At 60.5% G+C, this 26,805-nt stretch carries 26 protein-coding genes, 1 tRNA gene, 2 rRNA genes and 1 pseudogene (1 of these 30 only partly in view); 14 read left to right on the top strand and 16 right to left on the bottom strand.

Annotated features, from left to right (window positions below; all coding sequences use genetic code 11):
- Positions 1-90 precede the first annotated feature (90 nt).
- From A3OO_RS0112360 to A3OO_RS0112350, 3 genes are all read left to right on the top strand, one after another.
- A complete protein-coding gene (locus A3OO_RS0112360; RefSeq protein ID WP_018408153.1) occupies positions 91-429 on the top strand; it encodes a hypothetical protein in 339 nt (112 codons plus the stop codon).
- Positions 430-624: 195 nt separating this feature from the next.
- The gene (locus A3OO_RS23600; protein WP_156824814.1) at positions 625-918 is read left to right on the top strand and encodes a hypothetical protein; all 294 of its coding nucleotides are present in this window, start codon (positions 625-627) and stop codon (positions 916-918) included.
- A gap of 450 nt (positions 919-1,368) precedes the next feature.
- A complete protein-coding gene (locus A3OO_RS0112350) occupies positions 1,369-2,205 on the top strand; it encodes a hypothetical protein (protein WP_018408152.1) in 837 nt (278 codons plus the stop codon).
- A gap of 24 nt (positions 2,206-2,229) precedes the next feature.
- Here A3OO_RS0112350 and A3OO_RS0112345 read toward each other — a convergent pair whose 3' ends face one another.
- Positions 2,230-3,423 carry an extracellular solute-binding protein gene (locus tag A3OO_RS0112345; protein WP_018408151.1) on the bottom strand — a complete coding sequence of 398 codons (1,194 nt, stop codon included), beginning with the start codon at positions 3,421-3,423 and terminating at the stop codon, positions 2,230-2,232.
- Positions 3,424-3,732: 309 nt separating this feature from the next.
- Between A3OO_RS0112345 and A3OO_RS0112340 the strand changes: the two genes are divergently transcribed.
- From A3OO_RS0112340 to A3OO_RS0112325, 3 genes are all read left to right on the top strand, one after another.
- A complete protein-coding gene (locus A3OO_RS0112340; RefSeq protein WP_040573868.1) occupies positions 3,733-4,098 on the top strand; it encodes a hypothetical protein in 366 nt (121 codons plus the stop codon).
- A gap of 282 nt (positions 4,099-4,380) precedes the next feature.
- Entirely contained in the window at positions 4,381-5,352 is a 972-nt protein-coding gene (locus tag A3OO_RS24260; protein WP_245257153.1) for a hypothetical protein, read from the top strand.
- A gap of 289 nt (positions 5,353-5,641) precedes the next feature.
- The gene (locus A3OO_RS0112325; RefSeq protein ID WP_018408148.1) at positions 5,642-6,106 is read left to right on the top strand and encodes a peroxiredoxin family protein; all 465 of its coding nucleotides are present in this window, start codon (positions 5,642-5,644) and stop codon (positions 6,104-6,106) included.
- Positions 6,107-6,109: 3 nt separating this feature from the next.
- Here the strand turns inward: A3OO_RS0112325 and A3OO_RS0112320 are convergent, their stop codons facing one another.
- A complete protein-coding gene (locus tag A3OO_RS0112320; RefSeq protein ID WP_018408147.1) occupies positions 6,110-6,523 on the bottom strand; it encodes a metallopeptidase family protein in 414 nt (137 codons plus the stop codon).
- Positions 6,524-6,614: 91 nt separating this feature from the next.
- Between A3OO_RS0112320 and A3OO_RS0112315 the strand changes: the two genes are divergently transcribed.
- On the top strand, positions 6,615-6,911 hold the full coding sequence (locus tag A3OO_RS0112315) for a hypothetical protein (protein WP_018408146.1): 297 nt from the start codon (positions 6,615-6,617) through the stop codon (positions 6,909-6,911).
- Between the two features lie 175 nt (positions 6,912-7,086).
- Positions 7,087-7,383, top strand: a complete 297-nt coding sequence (locus A3OO_RS21620) for a hypothetical protein (protein ID WP_040573867.1) — start codon at positions 7,087-7,089, stop codon at positions 7,381-7,383.
- A gap of 75 nt (positions 7,384-7,458) precedes the next feature.
- Here the strand turns inward: A3OO_RS21620 and leuC are convergent, their stop codons facing one another.
- Positions 7,459-8,871 (bottom strand): 3-isopropylmalate dehydratase large subunit, encoded by a 1,413-nt coding sequence (leuC, locus tag A3OO_RS0112305; protein WP_018408144.1) that lies wholly within the window; start codon positions 8,869-8,871, stop codon positions 7,459-7,461.
- A gap of 267 nt (positions 8,872-9,138) precedes the next feature.
- Here leuC and A3OO_RS0112300 point away from each other — a divergent pair, with 267 nt between their 5' ends.
- The gene (locus A3OO_RS0112300) at positions 9,139-10,140 is read left to right on the top strand and encodes a small ribosomal subunit Rsm22 family protein (RefSeq protein ID WP_018408143.1); all 1,002 of its coding nucleotides are present in this window, start codon (positions 9,139-9,141) and stop codon (positions 10,138-10,140) included.
- The gene (locus tag A3OO_RS0112295; protein WP_018408142.1) at positions 10,140-10,553 is read left to right on the top strand and encodes a VOC family protein; all 414 of its coding nucleotides are present in this window, start codon (positions 10,140-10,142) and stop codon (positions 10,551-10,553) included. Before A3OO_RS0112300 ends, A3OO_RS0112295 begins: the two co-directional genes overlap by 1 nt.
- Before the next feature lie 56 nt (positions 10,554-10,609).
- Here the strand turns inward: A3OO_RS0112295 and rplS are convergent, their stop codons facing one another.
- Positions 10,610-10,996: a 50S ribosomal protein L19 gene (gene rplS / locus A3OO_RS0112290; protein ID WP_014889526.1), complete on the bottom strand. Its 387-nt coding sequence runs from the start codon at positions 10,994-10,996 to the stop codon at positions 10,610-10,612.
- A 236-nt stretch (positions 10,997-11,232) separates the two neighbouring features.
- Between rplS and A3OO_RS0112285 the strand changes: the two genes are divergently transcribed.
- Positions 11,233-11,628, top strand: coding sequence for a hypothetical protein (locus tag A3OO_RS0112285; RefSeq protein ID WP_018408141.1), 396 nt, complete (start codon positions 11,233-11,235; stop codon positions 11,626-11,628).
- Positions 11,629-11,661: 33 nt separating this feature from the next.
- Here the strand turns inward: A3OO_RS0112285 and A3OO_RS0112280 are convergent, their stop codons facing one another.
- From A3OO_RS0112280 to gltX, 4 genes are all read right to left on the bottom strand, one after another.
- Positions 11,662-11,889: a dodecin gene (locus tag A3OO_RS0112280; protein WP_018408140.1), complete on the bottom strand. Its 228-nt coding sequence runs from the start codon at positions 11,887-11,889 to the stop codon at positions 11,662-11,664.
- Positions 11,890-11,965: 76 nt separating this feature from the next.
- Entirely contained in the window at positions 11,966-13,474 is a 1,509-nt protein-coding gene (locus tag A3OO_RS0112275) for a YcjX family GTP-binding protein (RefSeq protein ID WP_018408139.1), read from the bottom strand.
- Positions 13,475-13,633: 159 nt separating this feature from the next.
- Positions 13,634-14,920: a citrate synthase gene (locus tag A3OO_RS0112270; protein WP_026222933.1), complete on the bottom strand. Its 1,287-nt coding sequence runs from the start codon at positions 14,918-14,920 to the stop codon at positions 13,634-13,636.
- A gap of 314 nt (positions 14,921-15,234) precedes the next feature.
- A complete protein-coding gene (gene gltX, locus A3OO_RS0112265; RefSeq protein WP_018408137.1) occupies positions 15,235-16,659 on the bottom strand; it encodes a glutamate--tRNA ligase in 1,425 nt (474 codons plus the stop codon).
- Positions 16,660-16,814: 155 nt separating this feature from the next.
- On the opposite strand from gltX, the pseudogene A3OO_RS21615 reads away from it, so the two are divergent.
- Positions 16,815-17,566: pseudogene (locus tag A3OO_RS21615) on the top strand (IS1595 family transposase); the annotation flags it as partial.
- A 10-nt stretch (positions 17,567-17,576) separates the two neighbouring features.
- Here the strand turns inward: A3OO_RS21615 and A3OO_RS24795 are convergent.
- Both A3OO_RS24795 and A3OO_RS23595 read right to left on the bottom strand, forming a co-directional pair.
- Positions 17,577-17,738 (bottom strand): hypothetical protein, encoded by a 162-nt coding sequence (locus A3OO_RS24795; protein WP_425338978.1) that lies wholly within the window; start codon positions 17,736-17,738, stop codon positions 17,577-17,579.
- 3 nt (positions 17,739-17,741) lie between these two features.
- Entirely contained in the window at positions 17,742-18,197 is a 456-nt protein-coding gene (locus tag A3OO_RS23595) for a hypothetical protein (protein WP_156824813.1), read from the bottom strand.
- A gap of 363 nt (positions 18,198-18,560) precedes the next feature.
- Here A3OO_RS23595 and lexA point away from each other — a divergent pair, with 363 nt between their 5' ends.
- A complete protein-coding gene (gene lexA / locus A3OO_RS0112255; RefSeq protein ID WP_026222932.1) occupies positions 18,561-19,271 on the top strand; it encodes a transcriptional repressor LexA in 711 nt (236 codons plus the stop codon).
- 25 nt (positions 19,272-19,296) lie between these two features.
- Here lexA and A3OO_RS0112250 read toward each other — a convergent pair whose 3' ends face one another.
- Positions 19,297-21,561: a ComEC/Rec2 family competence protein gene (locus A3OO_RS0112250; protein ID WP_040573866.1), complete on the bottom strand. Its 2,265-nt coding sequence runs from the start codon at positions 21,559-21,561 to the stop codon at positions 19,297-19,299.
- Between the two features lie 222 nt (positions 21,562-21,783).
- On the opposite strand from A3OO_RS0112250, the gene A3OO_RS0112245 reads away from it, so the two are divergent.
- Positions 21,784-22,146 carry a DUF983 domain-containing protein gene (locus A3OO_RS0112245; protein WP_018408133.1) on the top strand — a complete coding sequence of 121 codons (363 nt, stop codon included), beginning with the start codon at positions 21,784-21,786 and terminating at the stop codon, positions 22,144-22,146.
- Positions 22,147-22,169: 23 nt separating this feature from the next.
- Here the strand turns inward: A3OO_RS0112245 and A3OO_RS0112240 are convergent, their stop codons facing one another.
- The 5 genes from A3OO_RS0112240 to A3OO_RS0112220 form a co-directional block, all read right to left on the bottom strand.
- The gene (locus A3OO_RS0112240) at positions 22,170-24,011 is read right to left on the bottom strand and encodes a CocE/NonD family hydrolase (protein ID WP_018408132.1); all 1,842 of its coding nucleotides are present in this window, start codon (positions 24,009-24,011) and stop codon (positions 22,170-22,172) included.
- 87 nt (positions 24,012-24,098) lie between these two features.
- Entirely contained in the window at positions 24,099-24,632 is a 534-nt protein-coding gene (locus tag A3OO_RS0112235) for a DUF421 domain-containing protein (RefSeq protein ID WP_018408131.1), read from the bottom strand.
- A gap of 167 nt (positions 24,633-24,799) precedes the next feature.
- Positions 24,800-24,876, bottom strand: a tRNA-Met gene (locus A3OO_RS0112230).
- 104 nt (positions 24,877-24,980) lie between these two features.
- Positions 24,981-25,096 (bottom strand): 5S ribosomal RNA (rrf, locus tag A3OO_RS0112225).
- A 75-nt stretch (positions 25,097-25,171) separates the two neighbouring features.
- Positions 25,172-26,805 (bottom strand): 23S ribosomal RNA (locus A3OO_RS0112220) (it continues 1,188 nt past the right edge of the window).

Here is a 26,805-nt window from a genome sequence, read left to right as displayed (position 1 = left end):
CGGAGGGGTTTTTGAACACAATCGAGTGAATTTAAGCTGCGCGAATTATGCAAGCATGAACACAGGCGATTCGAAATCGGGGCTGCAAAAATGAATGCCAATCGATTGAGCGAACCACGTTTCAACATCGTCATCTGGAATGGCGCGAAGCAACTCGGAACGCTACGAGATCGCGACGCCAGCCGGGCGCTCAGCAATTTCGGCGGCGTTGTGGCGCGCTATAAAAATTCCACTGAAAATCACCGGGTCGAACTTTACGACGGAGAGAACCTGATCGAGGCCTGGTCGAGCGATGACGGAAACAAGGCTCCTTCCGCGGCGGAGGCGCCTGTCCCCGCCAGCGGAAAAATTCATGGCGAGGGCGAGGGCGTCCGGCGGGCCATTTCGGTCCCCTGTCAGCTTGTGCCATCACGTTCGGCGGAAGCGTGAGCTAGCGTGAGAAGGTAGGGATTCTCACCTCTCTTGCGTCGCCGTGCTTCCGCTTCCTGAATACGCTCGCGGAGGTCGGCGAAGTGACGCCGGACCCTAAAAAACTCGGGCGTCGCCGGCTCAAAGGCATTGGCTCGGCCGCGACCGCCAATTATTGATGAGGACCCTTTTGCAGAGAGAAACAGGGAGGTTGGCATGGCGTGCTTTAAGAACGCGGGATTGGTATTTGGCCTGATGGTCGGCTTTGCTCTCACCGCTCAAGCAGCGAGAGCCCAAAATCCTATTTCAGAGCTTGCCTCTGGAGTGAATCGCGTGGGGGCCGAGGCGGGACTGGCGGTTACGAACGTGCTCAACAACGTGACGGGAAAGACTACTTCTATGCCTGTCGCCCCTTCACCGGCTCCCGCGATGGCGAGATCGGCTGGCGTCGTGCATCATCATCACCACCATCATCATAATCTTCACCACCATCATCACCATCACTTGTGAATCGGGCGGCGGGGTTCTCAGCTCCGCCAGTTCGACGCAGGAAATCCGCCTCGCCGGTTAGGCGCGGCGTGACGCGAATGGCGTCCCCGCCCTAGGCTCCGACCTGCGCATCCGTAGGGCTCGGTCCTGATGCGCAGGCTTGGCGCCCGGCTTCGGCTTCCGGCGGACAGCAGAGCCGCTTCCAAAACTTCAATTTTTCGAAGGCGAGCGCCTGCCCGGCGTCGTGACGTCGCGCCCGTCCCAAGTGATGGAGGCGCCCCACGGGCTTACTTAACAAGCACCTGCGCTTCCCCCGGACACGGCGGCAGCAATCTTTGTATGTGGGACACGTCCTTTAGACATTGCATCAATTGTTTCATGCAAGGCCATGAGTTGCCATTTGCTCGAGCAAGACAATGTTTTCAGTATTGAGCCTGAGTTCGTCGGGCATTGAAAATCCGAGAGGGCCCGATGATGGCCATTCTGAACAGAAAAACACTAGAGGCGGCGCAGCTCGTGGCGGGAACCGCGCTCCTTGTGCTGATCGGCCCCTCGTCCGTCGGACGCGGGCCAAGCGCCGCTTGGGCTTTGGAACCGGCCTATGAGCCGCAACAGATCGCTCGGCGCGAATATCGCCATCACGGCGTCCGCCGTTCGGAAGATCGACTTCAGGAAGAAGCTCCGGAAGAATTGAACTCAGCAAGCAACAGCGGGGCTCTGGCGGCGGCGCTGGCCGCCTGCGACTCGAATGGAACGGCAAGCTTAACGTTGCCAGGCGCCAAGGGCGCGATCAGATTGGACAGCTGCTATCGCGGGCGCGAGCAATTCGTTTGCAGCCTTAATACGCTCTTGGATGAAGCCAAAAAGCTCAACAGCGATTTCGGACACATCATCGAGGCTAAATATCTCGCGGTCGGCAATGTCGATGCGATCTGTCGCATCAGGCCCGACGCGCTTTCGGCGGATTTGACAAAAGCCGGCACTTTCGCCGCGAGATTTAAGGACTTGAGGATCGAATACGACCGGCGCATCAGCTGCGCCATGAAAGTCGAGCAGAACCTGAAACAGGTGAATCTGGGCGATATGCCCCACTCGGCGGACATATTGAAGTCGATGAACGACACGCTTGAGGCTGACTTGAAGGATGTCGCCGCCACAAGACAACAAATTTTCGATCTCAACGAAAAAATGCAGGCTTCGCAGAAGGCCATCGTAACGATCGAAAAGCTTCGTCCAACGATGTGTCTCTCGACATCGGTTCCAGCAACCGCCGAGCGCGTTGAAAAACCTGTCGGTGGAGGCCAGTAGGCAACGACGCCCCGCAGTTGGCCTTTAGAAGATAGACGACTTGGCCGGCTTAGAGACACGCCGGCCTAGTCCCCACATCGTAGCTCCCCTTCCGATCGGCGTTCCTTCGCGACTGATCGTCTGTCCGGTCGCGGGCGCGCCGTCGTCGAGTTGAGGAGCGACCAGACGCTTCATCATGGCGGCGTCCGGGTATATCGACTTGTTCCTTGAGATGCTCCCATCGACCAAGGATTTCGAGGCAAGGACGCCGTTGGCGACGCCAATAAAATTCGTATTGCGGGCTGCAATTTCCGGCTGCAGAAGAAAATCGATGAATTTGTATGCTTCTTCGACATGTGGAGCGTCGATCGGTATGACGAGATTGTCGAGTCGAATAGGAGCGCCCTCCCGGGGGATGAAAAAGTCGATCTCGACGAATTCCTCCACCATGCCGGCTGTGTAGCGGGCGCGCAGGCTATCCAGGGAAAAGCCGACCGCGACGCAGACGTCGCCGTTGACCAGCGCGTTGACATAGTCGCGAGAGTCGAGGCGTTTGCTGTCGCGCCGGACGGCGGTCAAAAGCTCGGCGGCGCGGATGCCGTCCGTGCGTCGATCCAATCCCGGCGAAAGCCGCCAGTTGGACCACAGATATTGCAACGCAGCTGAAGATAAATCCTCAGGACTGTCCAAAATTCCCACCCCGCATGTCGACAATTTCTTCAAATTTTTCTGTTGGAAAAGTAAGCCCCATGAGTCGAACGAGGAATCCGCCGACGGCGAGGCCTTGCCCATGAGTTCCCGGGCCTTGCCGACGTCGTAGGCGATCCCCATCGCGAACCACGCATAATTGACGGCGTGTTCGTTCCCGGGGTCATAGGTGGCAAGGCGCTCCATAATCTCTGGCCAAAGATTGACGGCGTTTGGAAGCTTGCTCCTGTCGAGCTTCTGATAGAGGCCCCTGGCGATCTGCTTTCGCAACACTCCACTCGAGACGATCACGACGTCAAAAGCGCGGCTCCCAGGCTGAAGCGTTTTTTCTAAGCTCTCGTCAGAACTGTAGCTCTCGTAAGTCACCTCGATGCCGGTCGTCCTGGTGAAATCTCTCAGCACACGGGGATCGACGTAGTCGCCCCAGCCCAAAACATTGACGATCCGTTCTTGGCTGATTGCAGGAACGCAGCAAGAGAACGCCAACGCGACGCTGCTGAGCGCGACCCTAAGGACGCTTGTGGGATTCATTGGGGAACGCTCTGATCTCTCTGTCGATAACCCCATGGCGGGGGTCTTGAGAGCAAATATCTATGCGCCTCGGCAATCGCGGCAATGCGCAGACGGAATATCCACGGCGTGCGAGCTAAAGCGTGGACGGCGACCCTGCGGCCGTGTCCTAAACATGCCGCGCGCGCGTGTAGGGTTGCGTATCCGGGTGTCGGATGATCGCACGGCCGGGCGACTCAGCGTATGCAGGCCGAACGCTTGACCCGAAAGGACGAGACTGACATCAACTCGCCTGCCGAGAGAGACGCCCGAATTGAGGAGAGCGCGCGCATGCGATCGCGCGAAATTTCAGCCGAAAAACGCTGGCCGCGTCGGCCGCTCCGCGTGCGCTATCGTCATTGGGTTTTCAGACTCCCATTCGTGCGCAATTATCGTGGGATGGTGGTTGGACGCACGATCCTCTTTAAGGGAGACGATTCGGAGGTTTCACAGACGCTCCTTCGGCATGAACTCATTCACCAAGAGCAGATTGATCGGCACGGGATCGCGCGCTTCTATCTGATCTATTTCCGCGACTATCTTTCGAACCTTTGGCGCTTACGCAATCACGACGCCGCCTACCGCAATATTCCGTTTGAAAGAGAGGCTTTCGAGCGCGAGTACGAAGCCGGAAGAGACATTGACCGACGGACGTGATCCTCTGACCCGATCGCGCGCAACGCCCGGGACTGACGGCGGCGACTATGGGGAATAGAGCGAAGCGAGACTCGTGACTTGGCACACCACGCCCCTGGCCTATAAAGGCGGGACCGCATTCCCCGATAGCTCAGCTGGTAGAGCACGCGACTGTTGATCGCTAGGTCGTAGGTTCGTCCTAAGTGGAGCCATTAGTCAGCTTTTCAAATCAGGGGCAGGATGCTATCCTTTTAATGGTTTTTTCTCTCCGATGGCGCATTGCTGTGTTGAGGAGGATTTTCGTTGCTACGGTTATTGATTTATTCTTTTCTACTCATCACGCTCGCCTGCACGTCCGAGGCTGCAGCTCAAGCGAATGTCCTGAAAGAATGCGGATCGCAATATCAGTCCGCCAAGACCGCCAATGAGCTCGCCGGACAGAGCTGGCAGGACTTCTTGAAGGCGTGTCGCGCTCGGCTGGCGGAGCGGCCGGCTGAAGCCAAGCCCGCCGAAGCTGTGCCTGCGTCCCTTGCTCCGGCCATAACATACAGTCACGCTAGTGCTTCGTTAGCCTCTGCTGTTTTGGCAATAAATGCAAGTGGTTACGCGTTTCTATACAGTAGGGGATCTGAAGCTTCTGGGTATGGTTTGTATTCGTATGCGATACTTCGCAACGGATCACAGCGGAGCGCAGCCCTACTGAAACAGATTTTTACCCAAGTCAAAGATGTCCACTCTCTTATAGCATCGCCCGCCGAAACTAATATTCTTTTCGTCCCTTCCACAAAGGAAATGGGGAGGAGAAAACAAAATGACTTTTATAAAAATGAAGGAAACATTCGGAGGTTTTTGTCAAATGAATCAAAATCTTCTGCTCATTATAGTTTTGCAATTGCAGGCCAATTGATCGCAGCGATATGCAACAGACCTGTGGACGAGGTCAAAAGCTTGTGCAATGGAGACGAAACTAGTGGTCCATATATAGTTACTTATGCTAAACAGATAGGGAATACCAGCCCTCTTCCTCCCCCATTCTTACTTGTCGACTTAACCCCGGTGGATGAATCAGCTTTTGGCACGCTAGTGTCCTCCTATCTTTCTCAGGTTCAGGAGGAAAAATTTGATGACAGAAAGAAAATAGACACGTTTAGGAACACGCTCTTGAATTTGATACTTCACTCTGCCCGTTCATTGGAACCAATAACCGCTGCTTTGCTGGGAATCGTCCACCAAGTTAACGCTACCGAGAATTTAAATGACTCGGGGAAGAAATGACGCTTGTTTTCCAAATCACGGCAATAATTTTTATTGCTATTCTCCTCCGAGTGGGATTTCAAATCGCCTATCCTGAGGTTCCTATTGACGGTGCCTTGACGAAGCTGTTCGTTATTGCGGCGGTTGTTATTGTAGCAGTATTGACGTTCGTGCACCTGATGAGGACGAAGAGCGGCTGAACTTTGCCGTCTGTTTCGCGATCGACGGATGTGATCCTCTGATGTATTCGCCCACAGCGCCGGTCGAGCACGGCCGCGCGCAGCAAGACGAACGTGCAAAGGAGGCATGAATGCAAGCGCCGGAACTTGCCGTATCGCGCTGGTTCAATACGCCGACGCCGATCACACTCGCGGCGCTCCGCGGGCGCGTGGTCATGCTGCACGCCTTTCAAATGCTGTGTCCCGGTTGCGTGGCGCATGGCACGCCGCAAGCGCAGCGCGCGCATGCGCTGTTCCGCGACTCCGACCTCGCCGTCATCGGCTTGCATACGGTGTTCGAACATCACGCGGCGATGACGCCCGTGTCGCTCGAAGCCTTCATCCATGAATATCGGCTGTCATTTCCGATCGGCGTCGACCAAGCGGCAGAGAGCGGGCCGATTCCCGTCACCATGGCGCGCTATGAAATGCGCGGAACGCCGACCGCGATCCTGATCGGCCGCGACGGGCGCATTCGCCATCATGGATTTGGACAGGAGGACGACATGGCGCTTGGCGCCATCATCGGAACGCTGCTCGCGGAACGCGCGCCCTGAATCTTATTCAGCGCGCCGTTCAATCTCCTCCATATCGGCGTCGGTCAATCCGAAATGATGGCCGATCTCATGCACGAGCACGTGGGTGACGATCGCTCCAAGCGTGTCTTCGCTATCGGCCCAATAGTCGAGTATCGGTCGTCGATAGAGCCAGATCATGTTCGGCTGTTCGCCCGTCTCGGAGAGATGCGCGCCTTGCGTCAGGCCGCGCCCGCGAAACAGGCCCAGAAGATCGAATTCGCTTTCGCATTGCATGTCGTCGAGCGTTTCGTCGTCCGGAAAGTCATCGACACGGATGACGAGGCCCTCGCACAGCCGCGTGAAGCTTGTCGGCAGAGCAGCGTAGGCCGCGTCCGCGAGCGCTTCGATATCGGCAAGCGTCGGCGCTCTTAACCGAGTCCAATCCTGTTCAGTCATCGTCAGATCATCGCAGGCGATATGCCACGACGCGCAGGAACAATCGGCGCCGCGCGGTGTTAGGCAGGATCACCATCATAGGAGCTCACTCATGAATAAGCTGTTGATCGCGGCGCTTGCGCTTGGCGCTTTCGGTTTCGCGCAATCCGCAATGTCGGCGCCCACCGCTTCTCATGCGCCGGGCATGATCCAGACCGATGACGGCCTCGTGCAGAACGCGCGCGATCGTGACGGGGACTGGAAGGAGAATCGAGGCTACCATCGCGGTTGGGATAAAAACCGACGTGGCTACTGGGGCCGTGAAAACCGCTCCTGGCGCGACGACAGCTGGCGCGGTGGGCACAAGCGCGACTGGGACAACGACCGCCGCGGGCGCGACCGCGACTAAGCGAAAGCCTCTCGACGCAAGGCGTTCGACGCATAGGGGCGTCCGCAATGCGGGCGCCCCTTTCCTTGGCACCGGCATGGCGAGCCACGGCGACGCCGCGAATCCGCGCGATCACACAGGAACAATCGGGCGCGATGCGATGTTCAGGCAGGATCATATCAGGAGGAGAAAACTCATGAATAGACTGTCGATCGCGGCGCTTGCGCTTGGCGCTTTCGGGTTCGCGCAGTCCGCAGTTGCCGCACCGGAGTTTTTTCCCGGGCGCCTGACGCAAGCGGACCATGGTCTTATGCAGAAAGCAGATGACCGCGATCAGGGCTTGAGCGATCAGGGCTTGAGAGGCGAGCGGGGCGACTATTGGGGTCGTGGCGGCGGCGGCGATCGCATGTGGCGCGATACGCGTCCCTGGAGCGATGATCAATGGCGGAACGACCCAGATTTGGATCAGAACGCTCCGGACGACGACGACTGACGCGATTTCAGTCGCTGCTCTCCGCTCTGCTTTTTTGCGACGCCAGCAGGGAGGTTGCGGCGTCGCTTCTTTTGATTAGCGCCAGTTGCGCACGTCCACCAAGCGTCCGGCGACTGCGGCTGCGGCCGCCATCGCCGGGGAGACGAGGTGGGTTCGACCCTTAAAGCCCTGTCGCCCCTCGAAATTGCGATTGGACGTCGAGGCGCAGCGCTCGCCCGGCGCTAACCGGTCGGGATTCATCGCCAGACACATGGAGCAGCCCGGCTCCCGCCATTCGAAGCCGGCGGCGGTAAAGATCTTGTCGAGACCCTCCGCTTCCGCCTGCGCCTTTACGAGACCCGATCCCGGCACAACCATCGCGTTGATGCGTTCGGCGACGCTCTTTCCCTCCACCATCTTCGCCGCCGCACGCAAATCTTCGATACGGCCGTTGGTGCAGGAGCCGATGAACACGCGGTCGATCTCGATGTCGGTGATGCGTTCGCCGCCCCTCAGACCCATATAGTCCAGCGCGCGTTCGATGGCGGCGCGCTTTTGCGGCGTCTTTGCGCTGTCGGGGGTAGGCACGAATCCGTCGATGGTCGCGACGTCTTCAGGCGAGGTGCCCCAGGTCACAATCGGCGGCAGATTGCTGGCGTCGAGCCTGACGATCTTATCGAAATGCGCGCCCTCGTCCGTGTACAGCGTCTCCCAATATTTTCGGGCCATGTCGAACGCTTCGCCCTTTGGACTTTTTGGGCGATCCTTCAGATAGGCGAAAGTTTTCTCGTCCGGCGCGACGAGCCCAGCGCGGGCGCCGCCTTCGATCGACATGTTGCAAACGGTCATGCGGCCTTCCATCGAGAGATCGCGGATCGCCTCGCCTGCATATTCGATGACGTGTCCGGTGCCGCCGGCGGTGCCGATCTTGCCAATGATCGCGAGGATGATGTCTTTCGCGGTGGCGCCGTCGGCGAGCTTGCCGTCGACCTGCACCAGCATATTGGCCGCCTTATTCTGGATCAGCGTCTGGGTTGCGAGCACATGCTCGACTTCCGACGTGCCGATGCCATGCGCGAGCGCGCCAAAGGCCCCGTGAGTCGAAGTATGACTGTCGCCGCAGACGATCGTCATGCCGGGGAGAGTGAAGCCCTGCTCCGGGCCGACGATATGCACGACGCCTTGGCGCCGGTCGTGCTCGTCGTAATATTCGACGCCGAACTCGCGCGCGTTGAGCGCAAGCTGTTCCACCTGCGCCCTGCTCTCGGAGTCTTCAATCGGCAAAGAGCGATCGGTCGTCGGCACATTGTGATCGACGACGGCGAGCGTCCGTTGCGGGGCGCGCACCGACCGGCCCATCATGCGCAAGCCTTCGAACGCCTGCGGACTCGTAACTTCATGCACGAGGTGACGATCGATATAGAGCAACGACGCGCCATCATCCTTGTGGTCGACGACATGGTCGTCCCAGATCTTGTCGTAAACGGTGCGGGGCGCGGCTTTGGACATTTATCTCTTCCTCTTGCTGGCTTCTCGCGATCCGGCTCGCTGATTGATTTCCTCATCCTGAGGAGCGGCCGCAGGCCGCGTCTCGAAGGACAAGGACATCACGGGCGGCGCCCTCGTGCTTGGAGACGGCTCTCCGCTCTTCCTCAGCATGAGGCCGACTGCGATTGGCCGCCTCTATTCGTCTCCCTTGAATTGAGGCTCTTCTACCCGTAACGCAAGCTGCATGGAAGAGAGTTCAAGGCGCAGCCCTCCCCGAGCCAATACGCGATGAGCCTGCCCTCCCCAGAGCTTCCTGCGCCGCTTTCGGCGGCCATCGAGGCGAGGCTTGAGGGCCTCTCGCATAGCGCGCTGCGCGACAGAGCCCGACAGCTGTCGGAGCGCTATAGAGCCCATAGGCCGACCAGCGAAACTATTCGGGACGAGACGGACGCCCTGGCCTATGCGGCGACGCGCATGCCCGCGACCTACGCCGCCATCGTGACGGCGCTTGGACGGCTGGACGAGCAGAGCCCTGAATTCGCCCCCAAGCGGATGCTCGACGTCGGGTGCGGCCTTGGCGCGGCCTCGTGCGCCGCCGCGACCGTGTGGCCAAACATCGCCGAGATCACACTCCTTGACCGCAGCGCGCTATTCCTGAACCTCGCGGCGGCGCTGGCGCAGGAGAGCGGACTTCGCGCGACGATCGAAGCGACGCACGCCGATATGGCCACGCCACGGGCGGGCGAGGACGCCGCCTCGTTCGACCTCGTCGTCGTCGGCTACGCGCTTACTGAAATCGCCGAAGCCGACCTCGCCGCCGTCGTCGATCGGCTTTGGTCGCGCACAAGCGGCGCGCTTGTCATCGTCGAGCCGGGCACGCCTCGCGACCATGCCCGGCTGATGATCGTCCGCAGCCGACTGATCGCTCTCGGCGCGAATATTCTCGCGCCCTGTCCGCACCAGGCGCCCTGCCCCTTGCCGGCGAACGATTGGTGCCATTTCTCGGTCAGGCTGCCCCGGCGGCGCGCGCACAAATTGGTCAAAGGCGCCGACGCGCCCTTCGAGGACGAGAAGTTCGCCTATCTCGTCGCGGGGCGGTCCGGTGGGACGCCGCCATGGGCGCGCGTCATCGCCCCGCCCCGCGTCAGCAAGGCGGGAATTTCCCTAACGCTCTGCGCCGATAAAGCATTCGAAGAGACATTCATTCCCAAGCGCGACAAGGCGCGCTACGAAAAGATCAGGAAAAAAGACTGGGGCGATCCGCTGCGCGCCCCGGCGGAGGAAATTTGATGAAACAGCCACGTCCGAGGGTCGCGCCCTATCTGACCGTCAGCCCCGCCGCCGCAGCCATCGCTTTTTACACCGGCGCCTTCGGCGCCCAGCAGCGGGCCCTCATGCCGTCGGTCGACGGGCTGCGCATCGCCCACTGCGAACTGCTGATCAACGGCGGCTCGGTGATGCTCGCCGACATCTTTCCCGAATTTGGCCAGACCCGCGTGCCTCTGCCCGGCGAGCACGTGACCGTCTCCATCAGCCTCGAATACGACAAGGCGCAGGACGTCGACGACATCTGCGCCCGCGCCACCAAGCTTGGCGGCAAGGTCGAGACAGCCCCGACGAATTCTTTCTGGGGGACGCGCTACGCCTCCTTGCGTGACCCGTTCGGCCACCGCTGGATCCTCAACGCGCCGCTGGAGACCTAAAAAAAGCCGCCCGAAACCGGGCGGCTGCGGACGGCGGCATTCTCCGAAAACTGTCGTTATTTGCCCGCGGCCGCCTTCGGCTTGGTGTCGATGCGCTCGGCGATGCGGGCGGATTTGCCGCGGCGATCACGCAGATAATAGAGCTTGGCGCGGCGCACCTTGCCGCGGCGCACGAGCTTGATCGAGTCGATCAGCGGCCCATGGATCGGGAAGACGCGCTCGACGCCCTCGCCATAGGAAATCTTGCGGACGGTGAAGCTCTCGTTCAGCCCGCCGCCCTGGCGGGAGATGACGACGCCTTCATAGGCCTGAATACGCGCGCGCTCGCCTTCCTTCACCTTGACGTTGACGATCACCGTATCTCCCGGCCGAAACTCGGGGATTTTCTTGCCCTCGATAAGCTTGGCGGCATGTTCCGCCTCGAGCTGCTCGATAATGTTCATAACGAAAACTCCTGCCGTTTCGTCTTAGCCTTGGGGCCGACGAGCGTTTCGGAACGCTGTTCTAGTTGAGTCCCGTTCCATAACCGAAAGGCGGCGCATTGTCGAGCCGCCTGGGGTCGCTCGAAATCGTCAAGCTTCGGCAATGTGCGGAGGAGCGATCGTCACAGACATTCCCTGAAGTGGTCTTATATACTGGCCCCGGGGAGCTGGCGTTTCAGACGAGGGAGAGACGCGACATGACCCAGCAGGAAGAGCGGCTCAGCGAAAGTGCGCAACCCGCCGAAGCGGCGGCGGAAGTTGCTGCGGAGGGACGGCGGCGGCTGGAAGATTTCAGCGAAGCGCGGACCGAGATCTGGGACTGTCTGCAGGACGCCAACCGCGTCTTGATGGAGCGCATGCAGCAGGAAGCGGCGTTGACGGCGGAACTTGCCTCAAAGCTCACGGCGTCGCGCTCGTTCACGGAGACCGCGTCGGTTCTTCAGAATTGGACGAGCAAACATATCGAGATGACGACGGAGGACACGCGCCGCCTATTCTCCGACGCGCAGCAAATGCTCAATGCAAGCACGCGCTTCTGGTCGAACTCAGCGCAAGCGCCAAGTCCAGAATCCGCGGGACGGTTCATGTCCTAACGATGTGAAGCGGAAGCCCTCAGCGGCTTCCGCTTATCCCATGCTCTCGTCTTCGCGGTCGAGCGTGAAGCCGACCTTCAGCACCACCTGATAATCGCTGACCGCGCCCTTATTGATGTTGCCGCGAATCTGCGCGACTTCGAACCATCGCAAGTTACGCAGCGTTTCGCCGGCGCGCTTGAGCGCCGCCGCCACGGCGTCCTCGACGCTGTCCGGGGACGAGCCTACGAGTTCGACGACCTTATAGACATGACCTTCCATATGAAGCTCCCTCAATTCAGCTGTCTAACGGCTTTGCCTTCGATAGGTAGCGCGGCCTTCGCCGCCGACAGCCGCGTTACTTCAATCGGTCGCCGAAAAGAAACTCCATCGCGCGATCGAGCCTGATATGCGGCAACGGCAGCGGCTTCTGGTCGGCGCCCAGCGCCGCGGCCGGCGGCCTGAATTTGAGAAAGCGGAAGTCAGCCTCTTCATCGGAAACGGCCAGCGCCTCGCCTTTAAACACGTCGCGCGGATCCGCCGGCAACTCGCCGGGGAAAATGGCGCCTTCCGCCACGCCGTCGAAAGTCTCGTGGCCAATGCGCTCCCCAGCAACAGGCGTGCCGACAATAGCCGAAAGCTTATCGCCCTCATGCCGCACCATCGCTTCGCGGGTGGCGCGAACGGCGGCGAGCGCGATCACGTCGATCGAGGCGCCCACGCCTTCCGCGCGCTCTATGGCGCGGGCGGTCAGGTGACGCAGGATCGCTTCGAGCCGGTCATGGCTCGTGTGATGCAGATGGTCGGCCTTTGTGGCCGCGAAGAGAATGCGGTCGATCTTCGGGCGAAAGATCGTGGAGAACAGATTGGCGCGGCCGGTGCGAAAAGCCGTCAGCACGTCGGTCAGCGCCGTCTCCAGATCGCGCACCGCCTCTGGACCGGAATTGAGCGCCGCAAGCGCGTCGACGAGCACGATCTGCCGATCGAGCCGGGCGAAATGATCCCGAAAGAACGGCCGCACGACTTGCGACTTGTAGGCCTCGTATCGTCGCTCCATTTCGCGCCCGAGGCTGCGATAGGGCAACTCCTCGCCCTCCGACACGGGAAGCGGCGCGAAGGTCAGCGCCGGCGACCCTTCGAGATCGCCCGGCATCAGAAACCGACCCGGCGGCAGGCTCGAGAGCGCGAAACGCTCGGAGCGCGCCAGACGCAGATATTGCGTGAAGGTCTGCGCCAGCTTCTGCGCGGTTTCTTCGCTATAGCGCGCCTTGACGTCCGTATTCGCGGTCAGGCCCCGCCACTCGCTTGCGATCATCGCCCGCGCGGAGGCGCTCGCGGCGTCGAGCGTCTCGTGAGACCATTGGGCGTAGGATTTGCCAAGAAGCGGCAGGTCGAGCAGCCATTCGCCGGGATAATCGACGATGTCGATGTCGAGTCGCGTCGGCCCCTGGCCGAAGCCTTTACGCAGTGACCAGCCCTTCGAGCGATATTCCAGCGTCACCCGCAGTTCGGAAATCCGCCGCGTCGATTGCGGCCAATGCCGGTCTAGCCCGGTGAGCGCCGCGAGATGCTCCTCGTAAGCGAAGCGCGGGACGCTGTAATCTGGCTGCGGATCGAGATGCGCCGACGTAATGCGGCCTTCGGCGAGCGCGCGAAACACCGGGAGCTGAGTCTTGCTCTCGCCGCCCTTTTCCGGGCGCGCCGATATCGCCCGCGTCAAATGGTGCACGAGCGCGGTGATGAAGACCGTCTTGCCGGCGCGCGACAGGCCGGTGACGCCAAGCCGCAGGCGGCCGCCGGCGAGAAAGTCGGCGACGCTCTCGGTGGCGATGCGCGTTTCGAACAGCAGATCGGATAATTGCGACAAAGGCGCTCCGGGTCCGCCGACCTATAGCATCACGTCGCGTCCCTTCAAGAGACGCTGGTGAGAACATGTCGCGCTGCAAACCAAGGTGAAGACTGGCCGGGACGATTCTGCGCCGGATGGGATGAAGACGATGCGCCTACCGCGGCCCGGCGCGCATCATCACCGCTTCGACATCGGCACGTAGTCGCGCTGCTTTTCGCCCGTATAGAGCTGGCGCGGACGACCGATGCGCGAACCCTGATCCTCGATCATCTCCTTCCACTGGGCGATCCAGCCGACGGTGCGCGCGACCGCGAACAATACGGTGAACATCGCCGTCGGGAAATTCATCGCCTTGAGCGTGATGCCGGAATAGAAGTCGATGTTGGGATAGAGTTGCTTCTCGATGAAATAATCATCGTGCAGCGCGATGCGCTCGAGCTCCAACGCGACGTCGAGCAAATCGTCCTTGACGCCGAGTTCGTTCAACACTTCACGCGTCGTGCGCTGCATGATCTTTGCGCGCGGGTCGTAGTTCTTATAGACGCGATGGCCAAAGCCCATGAGGCGGAACGGATCGTTCTTGTCCTTGGCGCGCGTGATGAACTGCGGAATGCGGTCCGGCGTGCCGATTTCCGCGAGCATTTTCAGCACCGCTTCATTGGCGCCGCCATGCGCCGGCCCCCACAGCGAGGCGATGCCCGCCGCAATGCAGGCGAAAGGATTCGCCCCAGACGAGCCGGACAGTCGAACGGTCGAGGTCGACGCGTTCTGTTCGTGATCGGCGTGCAGGATGAAAATCCGGTCGAGCGCGCGCGACAGCACCGGATTGACTTTATATTCCTCGCAGGGAACCGCAAAGCACATGCGCAGAAAGTTCGACGTGTAGTCGAGGTCGTTCTTTGGATAAACGAACGGCTGGCCGACCGAGTATTTATAGGCCATCGCCGCGAGCGTCGGGATCTTCGCGATCATGCGCGTCGACGCCACCATGCGCTGGGTGGGATCGGCGATGTTCGTCGAGTCGTGATAGAAGGCCGAGAGCGCGCCCACGGAGGCGACCATCACCGCCATCGGATGCGCGTCGCGGCGGAACCCCTGGAAGAATCGCGCCATCTGCTCATGCACCATTGTGTGGCGCGTGATCCGATAGTCGAAATTCGCCTTCTCGGCGGCGGACGGCAATTCTCCATAAAGCAGCAGGTAGCAGGTTTCGAGAAAGTCGCCATGTTCGGCAAGCTGTTCAATCGGATAGCCGCGATAGAGCAGAACGCCGGCTTCCCCGTCGATAAAGGTGATCTTCGATTCGCATGACGCGGTCGCGGTGAATCCCGGATCGAAGGTGAACATGCCGGTTTCGGCGTAGAGATTGCGGATGTCCGCAACGGACGGCCCCAGCGTGCCATCCTTGATCGGTAAATCGACCGATCCGTCGCCGACTGTGAAGATAGCATTCTTCTCCGGCATACCCGCTCCCCTCTCAACCGCCCCCGCGCTCGCAACGAGCCGGATCGCGGCGCGACGCGCGCGAACGCTATGCATGAATTGCGTCACATTCGCGATGTCGTCGCTTTGCTCGCGCACGCCGATGCGTTGCATTCGGTTTGTTGTGCGGTGCAAAAAGCTATATCAACCGCAAGGGCTGTCAAGCGCGCGCCACGCGTTTCGCGCATGCCTTGCGAATAAGGGCTATGTGTTTCGCAGTGGCGCGGAAAACGGCGCGGCGCCGAAAACCGCGTCAGCGATTTTTACGCGCGCCAACGCCCCAGCGACGCGCCGGCTTACCCGACGGCGGCCTGATCGGAAATTCGCGCAAGACTTTCCTCGCGCCCCAAAATTTCCAGCACGTCGAATATGCCAGGCGACGTCGCGCGGCCGGTGAGCGCGGCGCGCAAAGGCTGTGCGAGATCGCCCAGTTTGACGCCAAGCGCTGTCGCGAGATCGCGCACGACCGCTTCCGTCGTTGCGGCCGTCCAGCTTGGAAGCCCTGCAAGTTTCTCGACAAGCTGCGCAAGCCGCGCGCGCGCTTCCGCCGAAAGCAGCTGCGCCGCCTTTGCGTCGAGCGACAGCGGACGCTGCGCGAAGAGAAAGCCCGCGCCGTCGAGAAGTTCGTTCAAAGTCTTCGCACGCGCCTTCAGGCCCGGCAAGGCGGCGCGCAACTGCCCGCGCGTTCGGTCGTCGAGCGCCTGTGCGATGGCGCCGCCGCCTTCGAGATAGGGAAGCGTCGCGATGAGCAAGTCCAGCAGCTCATCATCGTCGCTATCGCGCAGATAATGGCCGTTCATATTTTCAAGCTTGGCGAAATCGAAACGCGCCGGCGAGCGATGCACCTGCGCGAGATCGAACGACTCGACCATCTCCGGCGTCGTGAAGAACTCCTTGTCGCCCTGCGACCACCCCAATCGAACGAGATAGTTGCGCAGCGCGGCCGGCAGGTAGCCCATCGCGCGGTAGGCGTCGACGCCGAGCGCGCCATGGCGCTTCGAAAGCTTGGCGCCGTCCGGTCCGTGAATCAGCGGAATATGCGCGAAGGCCGGAATCGTCCAACCCATCGCCTGATAGATATGCGTCTGTCGCCCAGCATTGGTGAGATGATCGTCGCCGCGAATGATCTGCGTGACGCCCATGTCGTGATCGTCGACGACGACTGCGAGCATGTAGGTTGGCGCGCCGTCCGAGCGCAGCAAAATGAAGTCGTCAAGATCCTTGTTCTGGAAGACGACGCGTCCCTGCACCGCGTCATCGACGATCGTCTCGCCGTCCTGGGGCGCCTTGATGCGCACGACATAAGGCGCGCCGGCGGGCGCCTCGGCGGGATCGCGATCGCGCCAGCGGCCATCGTAGCGCCAAGGGCGCTTTTCCGCCTTTGCCTTCTCGCGCATCTCCTCGAGCTCCTGCGCCGTGGCGTAGCAGCGATAGGCGTGTCCCTGCGCCAGCAGCTCTTCGGCGACCTCGGCATGGCGCGCCGCCCGCGAGGACTGGTAGACGATGTCGCCATCCCATTCGAGGCCGAGCCACTGCAGGCCATCGATGATGGCGCCGATCGCCGCTTGCGTGGAGCGCTCGCGGTCGGTGTCTTCGATTCGCAGCATCATCCGGCCGCCGTGCTTCTTGGCGTAAAGCCAGTTGAACAGCGCCGTGCGCGCCCCGCCGATGTGCAGAAAGCCGGTAGGCGACGGAGCGAAGCGGGTGACGACCTGAGACATGAGCGAGGTGGATTCCTTGGCTTGGGGTCGGCCCGTCTAGCACGGGACACGCGAGGCGAACATAGTTCGTCACGATGATGGTTTAACCAAAGCGTGAACATATGGGGGCTCTATCCCCTCTAGACATGTAAGCCGATTTGTGCGATAAAGTCGGCATGAGCACGAAGCCTCCCACACTTAAGCAGTTTCAAAAGCGGTTCCCCGACGATGACGTGTGCCTAGAGCACATCATGCGGGTCCGTTACGGCCAGCGTTTCGCTTGCGAGAGCTGCGGCCGCGAAGCCCACTATTATCGGGTCAAAGGCCGCCGGTGCTACGAGTGCGAGCATTGCGGCTATCAGGTCTACCCGACCGCCGGGACGCCTTTCGAAAAGACGCGCACGCCTCTGACCGACTGGTTTTTTGTCATGTTCCTGTTCACGGCCTCGCGCAATGGCGTCGCCGCCAAAGAAGTTCAGCGCCAGATCGGCGTGACTTACAAGACCGCATGGCGCATGTGCAAAGAAATCCGCACCTATATGGGAACGGTCGACGGCGACCGGCCGTTAGGCGGCGTGCGCCCTTTCTCGCCCATCGTCGAAGTTGACAAGGCTTTTATTGGCGGCAAAGACCGCCAAGGACAGGACGACAAGGCCGTTGTTCTTGGCATGATGGAACGTCACGGCGACGTGGTCACTCGGATTGTCGCAGGTCGTCACGGCCGCCACGTCATGCCGCAAGTGACGACTTGGGTCATTGAAGGTTCACGCGTCATGACTGACGACGCCCGCGTTTTCCAGCATATGCATAAGGCTTCGTTCACGAAAGCGTCAATCACGGCGAAAAAGAATATGTGCGCGGAGAAGCGCATACGAACAATATCGAAGCCTTCTGGTCAAACCTGAAGCGCGGCATTCAAGGCACCTACATCAGCGTTTCTAAGAAGCATCTTCAGAAATATCTGTGGGAGTTTGAGTATCGCCACAACCTTCGTCATGCTCCGCATCTGATGTTGCCGTGTCTGATGGTTGGCTTTGCGAAGCCGGCACACCGAGCATAGAAGCCAGCAGTTGGTCGAATCTGTCGTTCTGGGCTGACATGTCTCATCCTTCCATTGATACGCATTCCTTTAAAATTCCATCATCATTAAATGAAGCTACAACGCGTTTTTTCCCTTCTATTACATATGGCAAGGCGCTGCCCTTTGCGCCGTATTTTAGCTTAAATTCCACCATGCCTTCAATTGTACTACCGCGAGGGATATTTGCTAAATCAATCCCGTGATCGTTTGTGACTGTTATTGTATTGGGATTTATAATGAACTTATGATTTTTCAAACTATCTTGCGGCACAGTGTTACCAAGTTTTGTTCTTATTTCTAAAAATTCTATCTCGATAGGGAATGACGCCATATTGCGTATCATTATCCCAACAACAAAGCAGTTAGATTTTATGTCTTTTCCTACGGTGCCATTAATTGCATGTATCTTTCCTTCTACGCGGCTTCTGGAACTAAGTTCGCTGAAGCGCAGAACTCCATGCGTGACAGCTGCGAACATAACTCCAGTCCCTACATAGATATACATCCATGGCAACCCCTGTACTAATCCGAGAGGAACGGTGAGCGCGGACGACATTACAATCGTCCATAGATATTGAAGACCTTGTTGGGCGAGCTCGTCCCTGAACCACCCAACTGTGACCCTGAAAAAATTTCGTATTGCCATCTTTTTTTCGCTCGTAAAAAAGTGCGATTAACCATACCACGATTCCTGCACATGTTCAAAGGGGATACCTTCGACATATGGCTTGCGGAACGCAGTAAGAACCGATATCGTTCTGTTCATGATTTGTTTAGGTTATCGAGCCAGAAGCTGCGGCTCAGCCAAAATCAACGATTCGGCTTGCGGGGCGGTGCGGCGATGCTGACCAAAAAACAAAACGATCTTTTGCGCTTCATTCATGAACGTCTGAAGGAGTCGGGTGTGCCGCCGTCCTTCGACGAGATGAAGGACGCGCTCGATCTGCGGTCGAAGTCGGGGATTCATCGGCTGATTCTCGCGCTCGAGGAACGCGGCTTCATCCGCCGCCTGCCCAATCGCGCCCGCGCGCTCGAAGTGCTGCGTCTGCCCGAATCGGCCACGCCGCGCACCGCCGGCGGGCGCAACGGCAAGTTCTCGCCGTCCGTCATCGAGGGGAATCTCGGGCGCGTGCGGCCGCTCAGCGAACGTTTCGAGGACGAAGGCGAACGTCAGGTCGCCATTCCGGTCATGGGACGCATCGCCGCCGGCACGCCGATCTCCGCCATCCAGAATCGCAGCCACACCATCAGCCTGCCGCCCGACCTGCTCTCGAGCGGCGAGCACTTCGCGCTCGAAGTGCGCGGCGATTCGATGATCGAAGCCGGAATCCTCGACGGCGATACGGTCGTCATCCGCAAGCAGGACAGCGCCGACACCGGCGACATCGTCGTGGCGCTGATCGACGATGAGGAGGCGACGCTGAAACGCCTGCGCAAGCGCGGCGCCTCGATCGCGTTGGAGGCCGCCAATCCCGCCTATGAGACGCGGATCTTCGGCCCCGATCGCGTGCGCATTCAGGGCAGGCTCGTGAGCCTCCTGCGGAAATATTAGTTTCGGGGGCGTTGGCGCAACGCCGCTACTCCAGCTGCTCCATCGCGCGCGCATCTTCCGCGCTGCGCTCTTCATCGCTCAGCGGCGCGGTAAATCCGGACGTGCGGCGATTGCGGGGCGCCGGCGACCATGGGCGATCCTCGTCGATCGCGCGCGCGGTCGTCCATTCGACGCCCTCCGCCTTGAACCTCAAAGCCACGGCCCCTGTTTCAGACAGTCTGTGGCGATCGATCACGATCTCCGCCGCACAGCCCAACGGCGCGTAGAGCGGCGTCACGATGATGGCGGCGCGCGGGCAATCCTCGAAGAAGCCGCCGCGCCCGGCGACGAGCGCGACAAAGCGGCCATTGACGGCCTTCGCCACGCAACCCGTGTCGTCGCAGGCGACGCCGCTCCTGGCGTCAGCAGACTGGCGCGCGTCTCCGTCCGCCCGCAACCACTGTTCCGCGGCGAAAGCGCTCGGCTTTTGCCCCAAGACGGCGAGCTGTCCGGACGGCAGGCGCAGCGCCGCCGATTCTCCGGTCGCCGGCACGGCGAGATCAAAGGGCGCGCCGCTCCTCGCGCCCATCAGTCCGATCAAGGCGAGGGGAATGGCGAGCGCGCGCCACGCCCAAGTGCGCCATAGCACGAGCGACAAGACCGCAAGCGAAAGGAAGAGGATCGCCCAGGGCGCGAAGGCTTTGACCGGCAGACTCGCGCCAGGCGCGCTGGCGATCAGCCCGGCGAGATAGGTCACGAGGTCGATGCCCAGCTTGAGATAGCGCCAGATGAAGCCGTCAAGCCCTAAAGGGTAAAGCGCGGCGCCGACGAGCGCGCAGGGAACGGCGAAGAATTCGATGATGGCCAGCGTCAGCGGATTGCCGATCAGCACATAGGGGCTCAGCTCGTGAAAATCATTCGCCATGAATGAAGCGGTCGCCGAGGTCGCGCATAGCGTTGCGAAGATCGCCGCGCCCGGTCCGTGCAGCAGGCGCTCGGCGACGGATTCGCGAAGCGCTCCCAATCGCCCTCGCGGCGCGCGATCGTCGATGCGGCGCTTCGCGAGATATTCGCCGCGCCATTCGTACACCGCGATCAAGGCCGCCACCGCCGCGAAAGAGAGCTGAAAGCTCGCGCCGAGCAGCGCCTCCGGCTCGAAAGCGATGATGAAGAGCGCGGCAAGCGCCAGATTGCGCATCGACAGCGACGGCCGATCGAAGAGAACCGCCGCAAGCATGATGAGAGTCATCACGAGCGCGCGCTCGGTGCCGACTCGAGAGCCCGTGCCGATGTCGTAGAGAATGGCGCCGAGCATCGCGAGCGCCGCCGCCCATTTCTTGATCGGATAATTCAGCGCAAGCGTTTGCGACATCGCCAACAGGCGCCGAAAGCCGACGAAGAAGATGCCCGCGACGAGCGTCATCTGAACGCCGGAAATGGTGATGATGTGAAATATGCCCGCCCGGCGAATGAGATTCTTGGCGTCTTCCGACAGCAAGTCGCGCTTGCCGGTCACCATGGCGGCGGCGATCGCGCCCGCATCGCCTTCGATGATTCGATAGACCCGCATCGCCAAGGCGTTGCGCATATGGTCGACGTGCGCGAAAAAACCCAGCGAGAATGGCGCCGGTTCGGGCGGCGACATCGTCTCGATTCGTCCAAGCGCGTTGCCGACCGCGCCGATGCGCGCAAAAAAAGCGTCCCGCGCGAAATCATAGCCGCCGGGGAGCGCCGCCCGCGCCGGCGGCATCAGCCGCGCCTTGAAGGCGATGAAGTCGCCGGCTGAAAAATTCGGCTCGCCGCGCGTCGTCAGACGCACGCGGGAGGGAACGATGTCATCCGGAAAGCCTTCGGCGCTCGCGACGCGCAGAATAAAACGCGCCCCGGCCCGGCGCAGATCCACCTCCTCGACGAAGCCGGTCAGCTCACCGATGCCGACGCGTGGAACGATCGGCGCCGCAACGCGCGCCGTCCGCCAGGCGCCCGACGCAAAGCCGAGGGCGATGAAAGCGAGCGTCAGGAAAAGCGCATGGGCCCGCGCATGGCGGCGCGCAAGCGCGGCCAAGACTGCAAAGGCGGCGAGCGCGCAAAGGCAAAGCGCCAGCGAAGGTTCACGCTCGGCCGAGAAATAGAGCACGACGCCGCCGCCTGACGCGACGACCAGCCAGAGAAACGGACGGCGTAGCGCCCGCTCCTGCTCCAGCGCCGTGCGCAAGGCCTCGGCCAATCCTCGCACACGCAGCGGAAAGACGCGCGATGAAAGATCGCGGCCGCGCTCCTCCCTTTCAGCGGTGCGTGAAATGTCGTTCAAGAATGGCCGGCCCCGCACAAATACGGGAAAGAGCCTAGCGCCGACCGCGTCCCTTGTCTTGCGCCGCCTAGCGTCCCTGAACCGTCGCTCGCCAGTGGGCGGTTGCCTGCGGCGCCATAAAAACCTATCCCCTTTAATCAGAAGCGAGATCCACGCTTGAGATGGACTTGCAATGCGATCAGCGCGCAGCGGCGTGGCGATCGCCGTCATTCGGTTTAGTCAATGAACAGCGATCCATCGCCGGGCAGATCCTTGTTTCGCGGACTGACGCGAAAATGCCCGAACTGCGGCGAGGGCAAGCTGTTCGCGAGCTACCTCAAGCCGCGCGAGTCTTGCGCGCATTGCCGCGAAAGTTTTGCGGGCCTCGATGCGGATGATGGCCCAGCATGGCTGACCGTCGGCGCCGTGACGATTACAGTCGTGCCGCTTCTCTTCATATTGGAGAGCAGCGGACGTTACTCCTACGCGGTCGAGATGCTGATCGTTGTGCCGCTAACGATCGCGCTCGTGTTGCTCTTGCTGCCGCTTACGAAGGGATTTTTCATCTCGGCGCTATGGCTGCTGTCGAGGAAGCCGAACTCATAGATTCGCGTTTGTGAACACGGCTCTCACGCCGCCGGCGCCTCGGACACGGTAAGATAAGTATCCGGCCCGTAATGCAGCGTGTTCCGCGCGAAATAGGGCGGCCCCGGCATATCGAAATGCACGTAGCCGTGGCTGACGTCGCTCCGCAGCAGATCGAGGCGGCTCGCCACGTCGAGTCGCAGCCGGTCGCCGGGCTGAAGCCGGGTCGGTCCAGGCGTAAGGCTGAAGGAGAGCGTCACCGGCTGACCCGGCTCTAAGGGCTCGCGCACGGACGTGTCATGCACGATCTCACAGGCCGTATCGCGCGCCGGATCACGCCGCCGCCGCGCCGGACTCATGGCTCCGAGCGAGAGAAGGCTGTAGGCGCCGTCCTTGGCGACGCGGCCGAGCCGCGCCACGAGATGGGAATCGATCTCATTGGAGCTGAAGACGAGATTGAGCGATACGGGGCCGGCGAGCGTCATCAGCCGCTCCGCGGTAAGTTCGAATGTGAGCGTCTGATTCGCCACTTCATCGAACCCGCCGAGCACCGGCAGGCCCAGTGGAACGGCGGCCCAGCGGTTCTCGCACTCCCCCGGCGTCTCCGACAGTTTGTGGCGCGCCGCGTCGGCGCCGCCCGAGGCGAGATAGAAGCGCCGCTGCGCCGTTCCCGGCGCCGGAAAATCGGCCGCGCCGACGTACCGCGCCTCGCCTTCCAGCCAGTAGCGGACGGACGGTTGGCTGGCGTAGCCATTGTCCACGCCGTAGAAAATGTGATCGAAGAAGGCGAGCGCTTCCAATTGCCAGGCATAGACCGGAAGCTCGTAGCGCGGCGGAGCGAGGATCATCCATTTGCGGTCCGCCGGCGTCGCGGCGTTCTGGAACAGATCATAGGCGCCGAACTGGTGCAGGTTGAAATAGCCGAGATTCTGCACGACGACGAAGGGGATTTCGATCTTGCCGAGATCTCCCGAAGGGCCGGATTGAAGCACGCAAGTCTCTCGCGATTTTCCGTCGAGCATCCAGTTCGCGTAACATTCGCGCACCGGCTTGACCGGCGTTTTCGCCATGAAGGCGCGGTAGATGGCGTCGATCCGCTTCATCAGCAGAGGTCGCCACAACCGCTGGAGCGGCGAGTTGAAGACATGGCTGAGGAGCGCCCGGGCGACCGGCGGCACGCGCAGGCCATACATCGCCGGCGTGAAGTTGGCGCCCATCCAGAGATTGCAGAAATAAAGGTTGAAGACGCCGCCGAACTGCACGAGGTGCCGGAAATAATCCGTGCAGATCTCATTGCAGAAAAACGCCTTTAGCGCCGGCGGGCGGCGTATGGCGACGAGAGGCTGCGTCATGCCGTAGTACGACGTGCCGAACAGCGCCACACGGCCGTCGCACCAGGGCTGGGCGGCGGCCCAGGCGATGGCCTGTTCGTGATCGTCAACATCCTCGGGAGACAGAAAGACATTTTGCGTCCCGCCCGAGCGGCCCATACCCCGCCGCTCCACCACCACCTGGACATAGCCGCGGGAAGTGAAGACGGGCGGCGAACCGATCTCATTGCTGCCGGTAGGCGCGCCGGCGGTGTGCAGCTCACGCGTATAGGCGGCGAACTGGACAATCGCCGGATAACGGCCCGGCGCATGGGGCGTATACACATCGGCCGACAGAGTGACGCCGCCGGCCACGTCAATGCGCTGGTCGGCGAGAAGGCGACAGCCGAGCCCCTCAGCCGCGGCGCGGGTCGCCCGCCAGCCCGCGAGTTGTTCGTGCGTCAGTTCCGGCGCCTTGATGGGAATGAGATTATCGAGCCACTCCGCCATCGCGCCCCCTTGTTCGAATTGCCCAGTGTCGCGCCGATGCCCGCAAAAAGACGCGCGATCAAACATTCGCGCGCCTTACTTCTCATCAGCAATGTGACGTCGGAATTTAGCGTTGGCTGTATCGCTTAGGACGCACAGGCCGCAAGGAGAAGACTATTTGTTCTCGGCGACTCCGCTCACATCAAGTCCGCTCACATCCCGCAGCGTGTCGAGCCCCCCGCCCTTGTCCTGCACGACGCTAAGACTGCCGTCGTTTTCGAGTACGACCGCTTTCACACGATCGAGATCGGCGACGCCCTGGCTGCGCATCGCCGCGAGCGCTTCCTTTTCGGTGACGCGCTCGCGCCGTAAGGCCTCCGGAAGAAAGCTGCCTTCAAAATAAAGCAGCGCCGGCTCCGATTTCACCAGATTGGCGAATGTTTGCGAGCGCACCGAAGTGAAGGTCACGACATATTGAAGCGCGCACAGCAGCGCCAAAGCGAGCGCGCATTCGAGGAGCGACACCTGATTGTTGAGGATCGCTGCCGACAAGGTTGAACCGAGCGCCACGGTGACGATCAGATCGAATGCGTTCATTTTTGAAAGCGTGCGCTTGCCCGTGAATCTGAGCATGACGATCAACCAAATATAAGCGAGGACGCCGATCACGGCGATGCGCTCGAGGTCATAGAGGCTATGAAAGAACATGGAGAATCTCACCCGGCAGGCCCCTGCGCCTAACCGCTGGGATCGGACATTGGTTCCCCGATTCTCTGACGTTCTGCGGCGACGGATCCGCGACGCGGATGCCGAAAAGGGCACCAGCGCGCAAAGAAAAACCCCGGCTGCAAGAGCCGGGGTTTTTGGCATTGGATTGGTTGCGGGGGCCAGATTTGAACTGACGACCTTCAGGTTATGAGCCTGACGAGCTACCGGGCTGCTCCACCCCGCGCCAAGAGAAACACGCTAAACTATACGCGCTAAGACAAAAAAGCAGCGCGGCGAAAGCAGCACTGCTGAAAAAGTCTCGATAAGAGGATTCGATGTGCTTCGCAGGCCTGGCGACGACCTACTCTCCCAGGTCTTGAGACATAGTACCATTGGCGCAGAAGCGTTTGACGGCCGAGTTCGGGATGGGATCGGGTCTGATCGCTCCGCCGAAGGCCACCAGGCCGGCGAAACACATCTTCGAAGCAAATGACGTCTTTCTATTCGCGCCACACGAGTATGGGCGTCGATAAATGAGAGCGATCAAGCCAATCGAGCTATTAGTACCGGTAAGCTCCATGCGTTGCCGCACTTCCACACCCGGCCTATCAACGTGGTCGTCTTCCACGGCTCTCAAGGGAGAACTCGTTTTGAGGTGGGTTTCCCGCTTAGATGCATTCAGCGGTTATCCCGTCCATACATAGCTACCCTGCACTGCGGCTGGCGCCACAACAGGTCCACCAGAGGTATGTTCATCCCGGTCCTCTCGTACTAGGGACAAATCCTCTCAATTCTCCTACACCCACGGCAGATAGGGACCGAACTGTCTCACGACGTTCTGAACCCAGCTCACGTACCACTTTAATCGGCGAACAGCCGAACCCTTGGGACCTTCTCCAGCCCCAGGATGTGATGAGCCGACATCGAGGTGCCAAACAACCCCGTCGATATGGACTCTTGGGGGTTATCAGCCTGTTATCCCCGGCGTACCTTTTATCCGTTGAGCGATGGCCCTTCCACGAGGGACCACCGGATCACTATGACCGACTTTCGTCTCTGCTCGACTTGTCTGTCTCGCAGTCAGGCAGGCTTATGCCATTGCACTCGACGACCGATTTCCGACCGGTCTGAGCCCACCATCGCGCGCCTCCGTTACTCTTTGGGAGGCGACCGCCCCAGTCAAACTGCCTACCATGCATTGTCCCGGCGCCGGATGACGGCGCGCGGTTAGACATCCATGACGATAAGGGTGGTATTTCAAGGGTGGCTCCACACGAGCTGGCGCCCATGCTTCAAAGCCTACCACCTATCCTACACATGCCGACACGAATGCCAATGCAAAGTTACAGTAAAGGTGCACGGGGTCTTTCCGTCTGACCGCAGGAACCCCGCATCTTCACGGGGAATTCAATTTCACTGAGCTGACGTTGGAGACAGCGGGGAAGTCATTACGCCATTCGTGCAGGTCGGAACTTACCCGACAAGGAATTTCGCTACCTTAGGACCGTTATATTTACGGCCGCCGTTTACCGGGGCTTCAATTCAGAGCTTGCACTCCTCCTCTTAACCTTCCGGCACCGGGCAGGCGTCAGACCCTATACGTCATCTTGCGATTTCGCAGAGCCCTGTGTTTTTGTTAAACAGTTGCCACCCCCTGGTCTGTGCCCCTCCCGCCCGCTTGCGCGAACGGAAGGCCTCCTTATCCCGAAGTTACGGAGGTAGATTGCCGAGTTCCTTCAACGTCATTCTCTCAAGCGCCTTGGTATACTCTACCTGTCCACCTGTGTCGGTTTCGGGTACGGTCTCATGCAGGGGCTATTTCCTGGCGCCGCTAGGCTGCCCGAGAAATCCAGTAATCTCGAACAGCTTCCGCAACGCGTCACCACCTGCTGGCCCACGAATATTAACGTGGTTCCCATCGACTACGCCTTTCGGCCTCGCCTTAGGGGCCGGCTAACCCTGCGAAGATTAACTTTACGCAGGAACCCTTGGACTTTCGGCGACACTGTCTTTCACAGTGTTTGTCGTTACTCATGTCAGCATTCGCACTTCCGATACCTCCAGGACGCCTCACGGCTATCCCTTCGACGGATTACGGAACGCTCCGCTACCGCTTGCCCTTGCGGGCAAACCCAAAGCTTCGGCTCGTGGCTTGAGCCCCGTTACATCTTCG

The organism is Methylocystis rosea SV97, assembly GCF_000372845.1.
Taxonomy (GTDB): Bacteria; Pseudomonadota; Alphaproteobacteria; order Rhizobiales; family Beijerinckiaceae; genus Methylocystis; species Methylocystis rosea.
The sequence above is the reverse complement of the archived record's forward strand: the minus strand, read 5'-3'. Positions and strand labels throughout refer to the sequence as shown.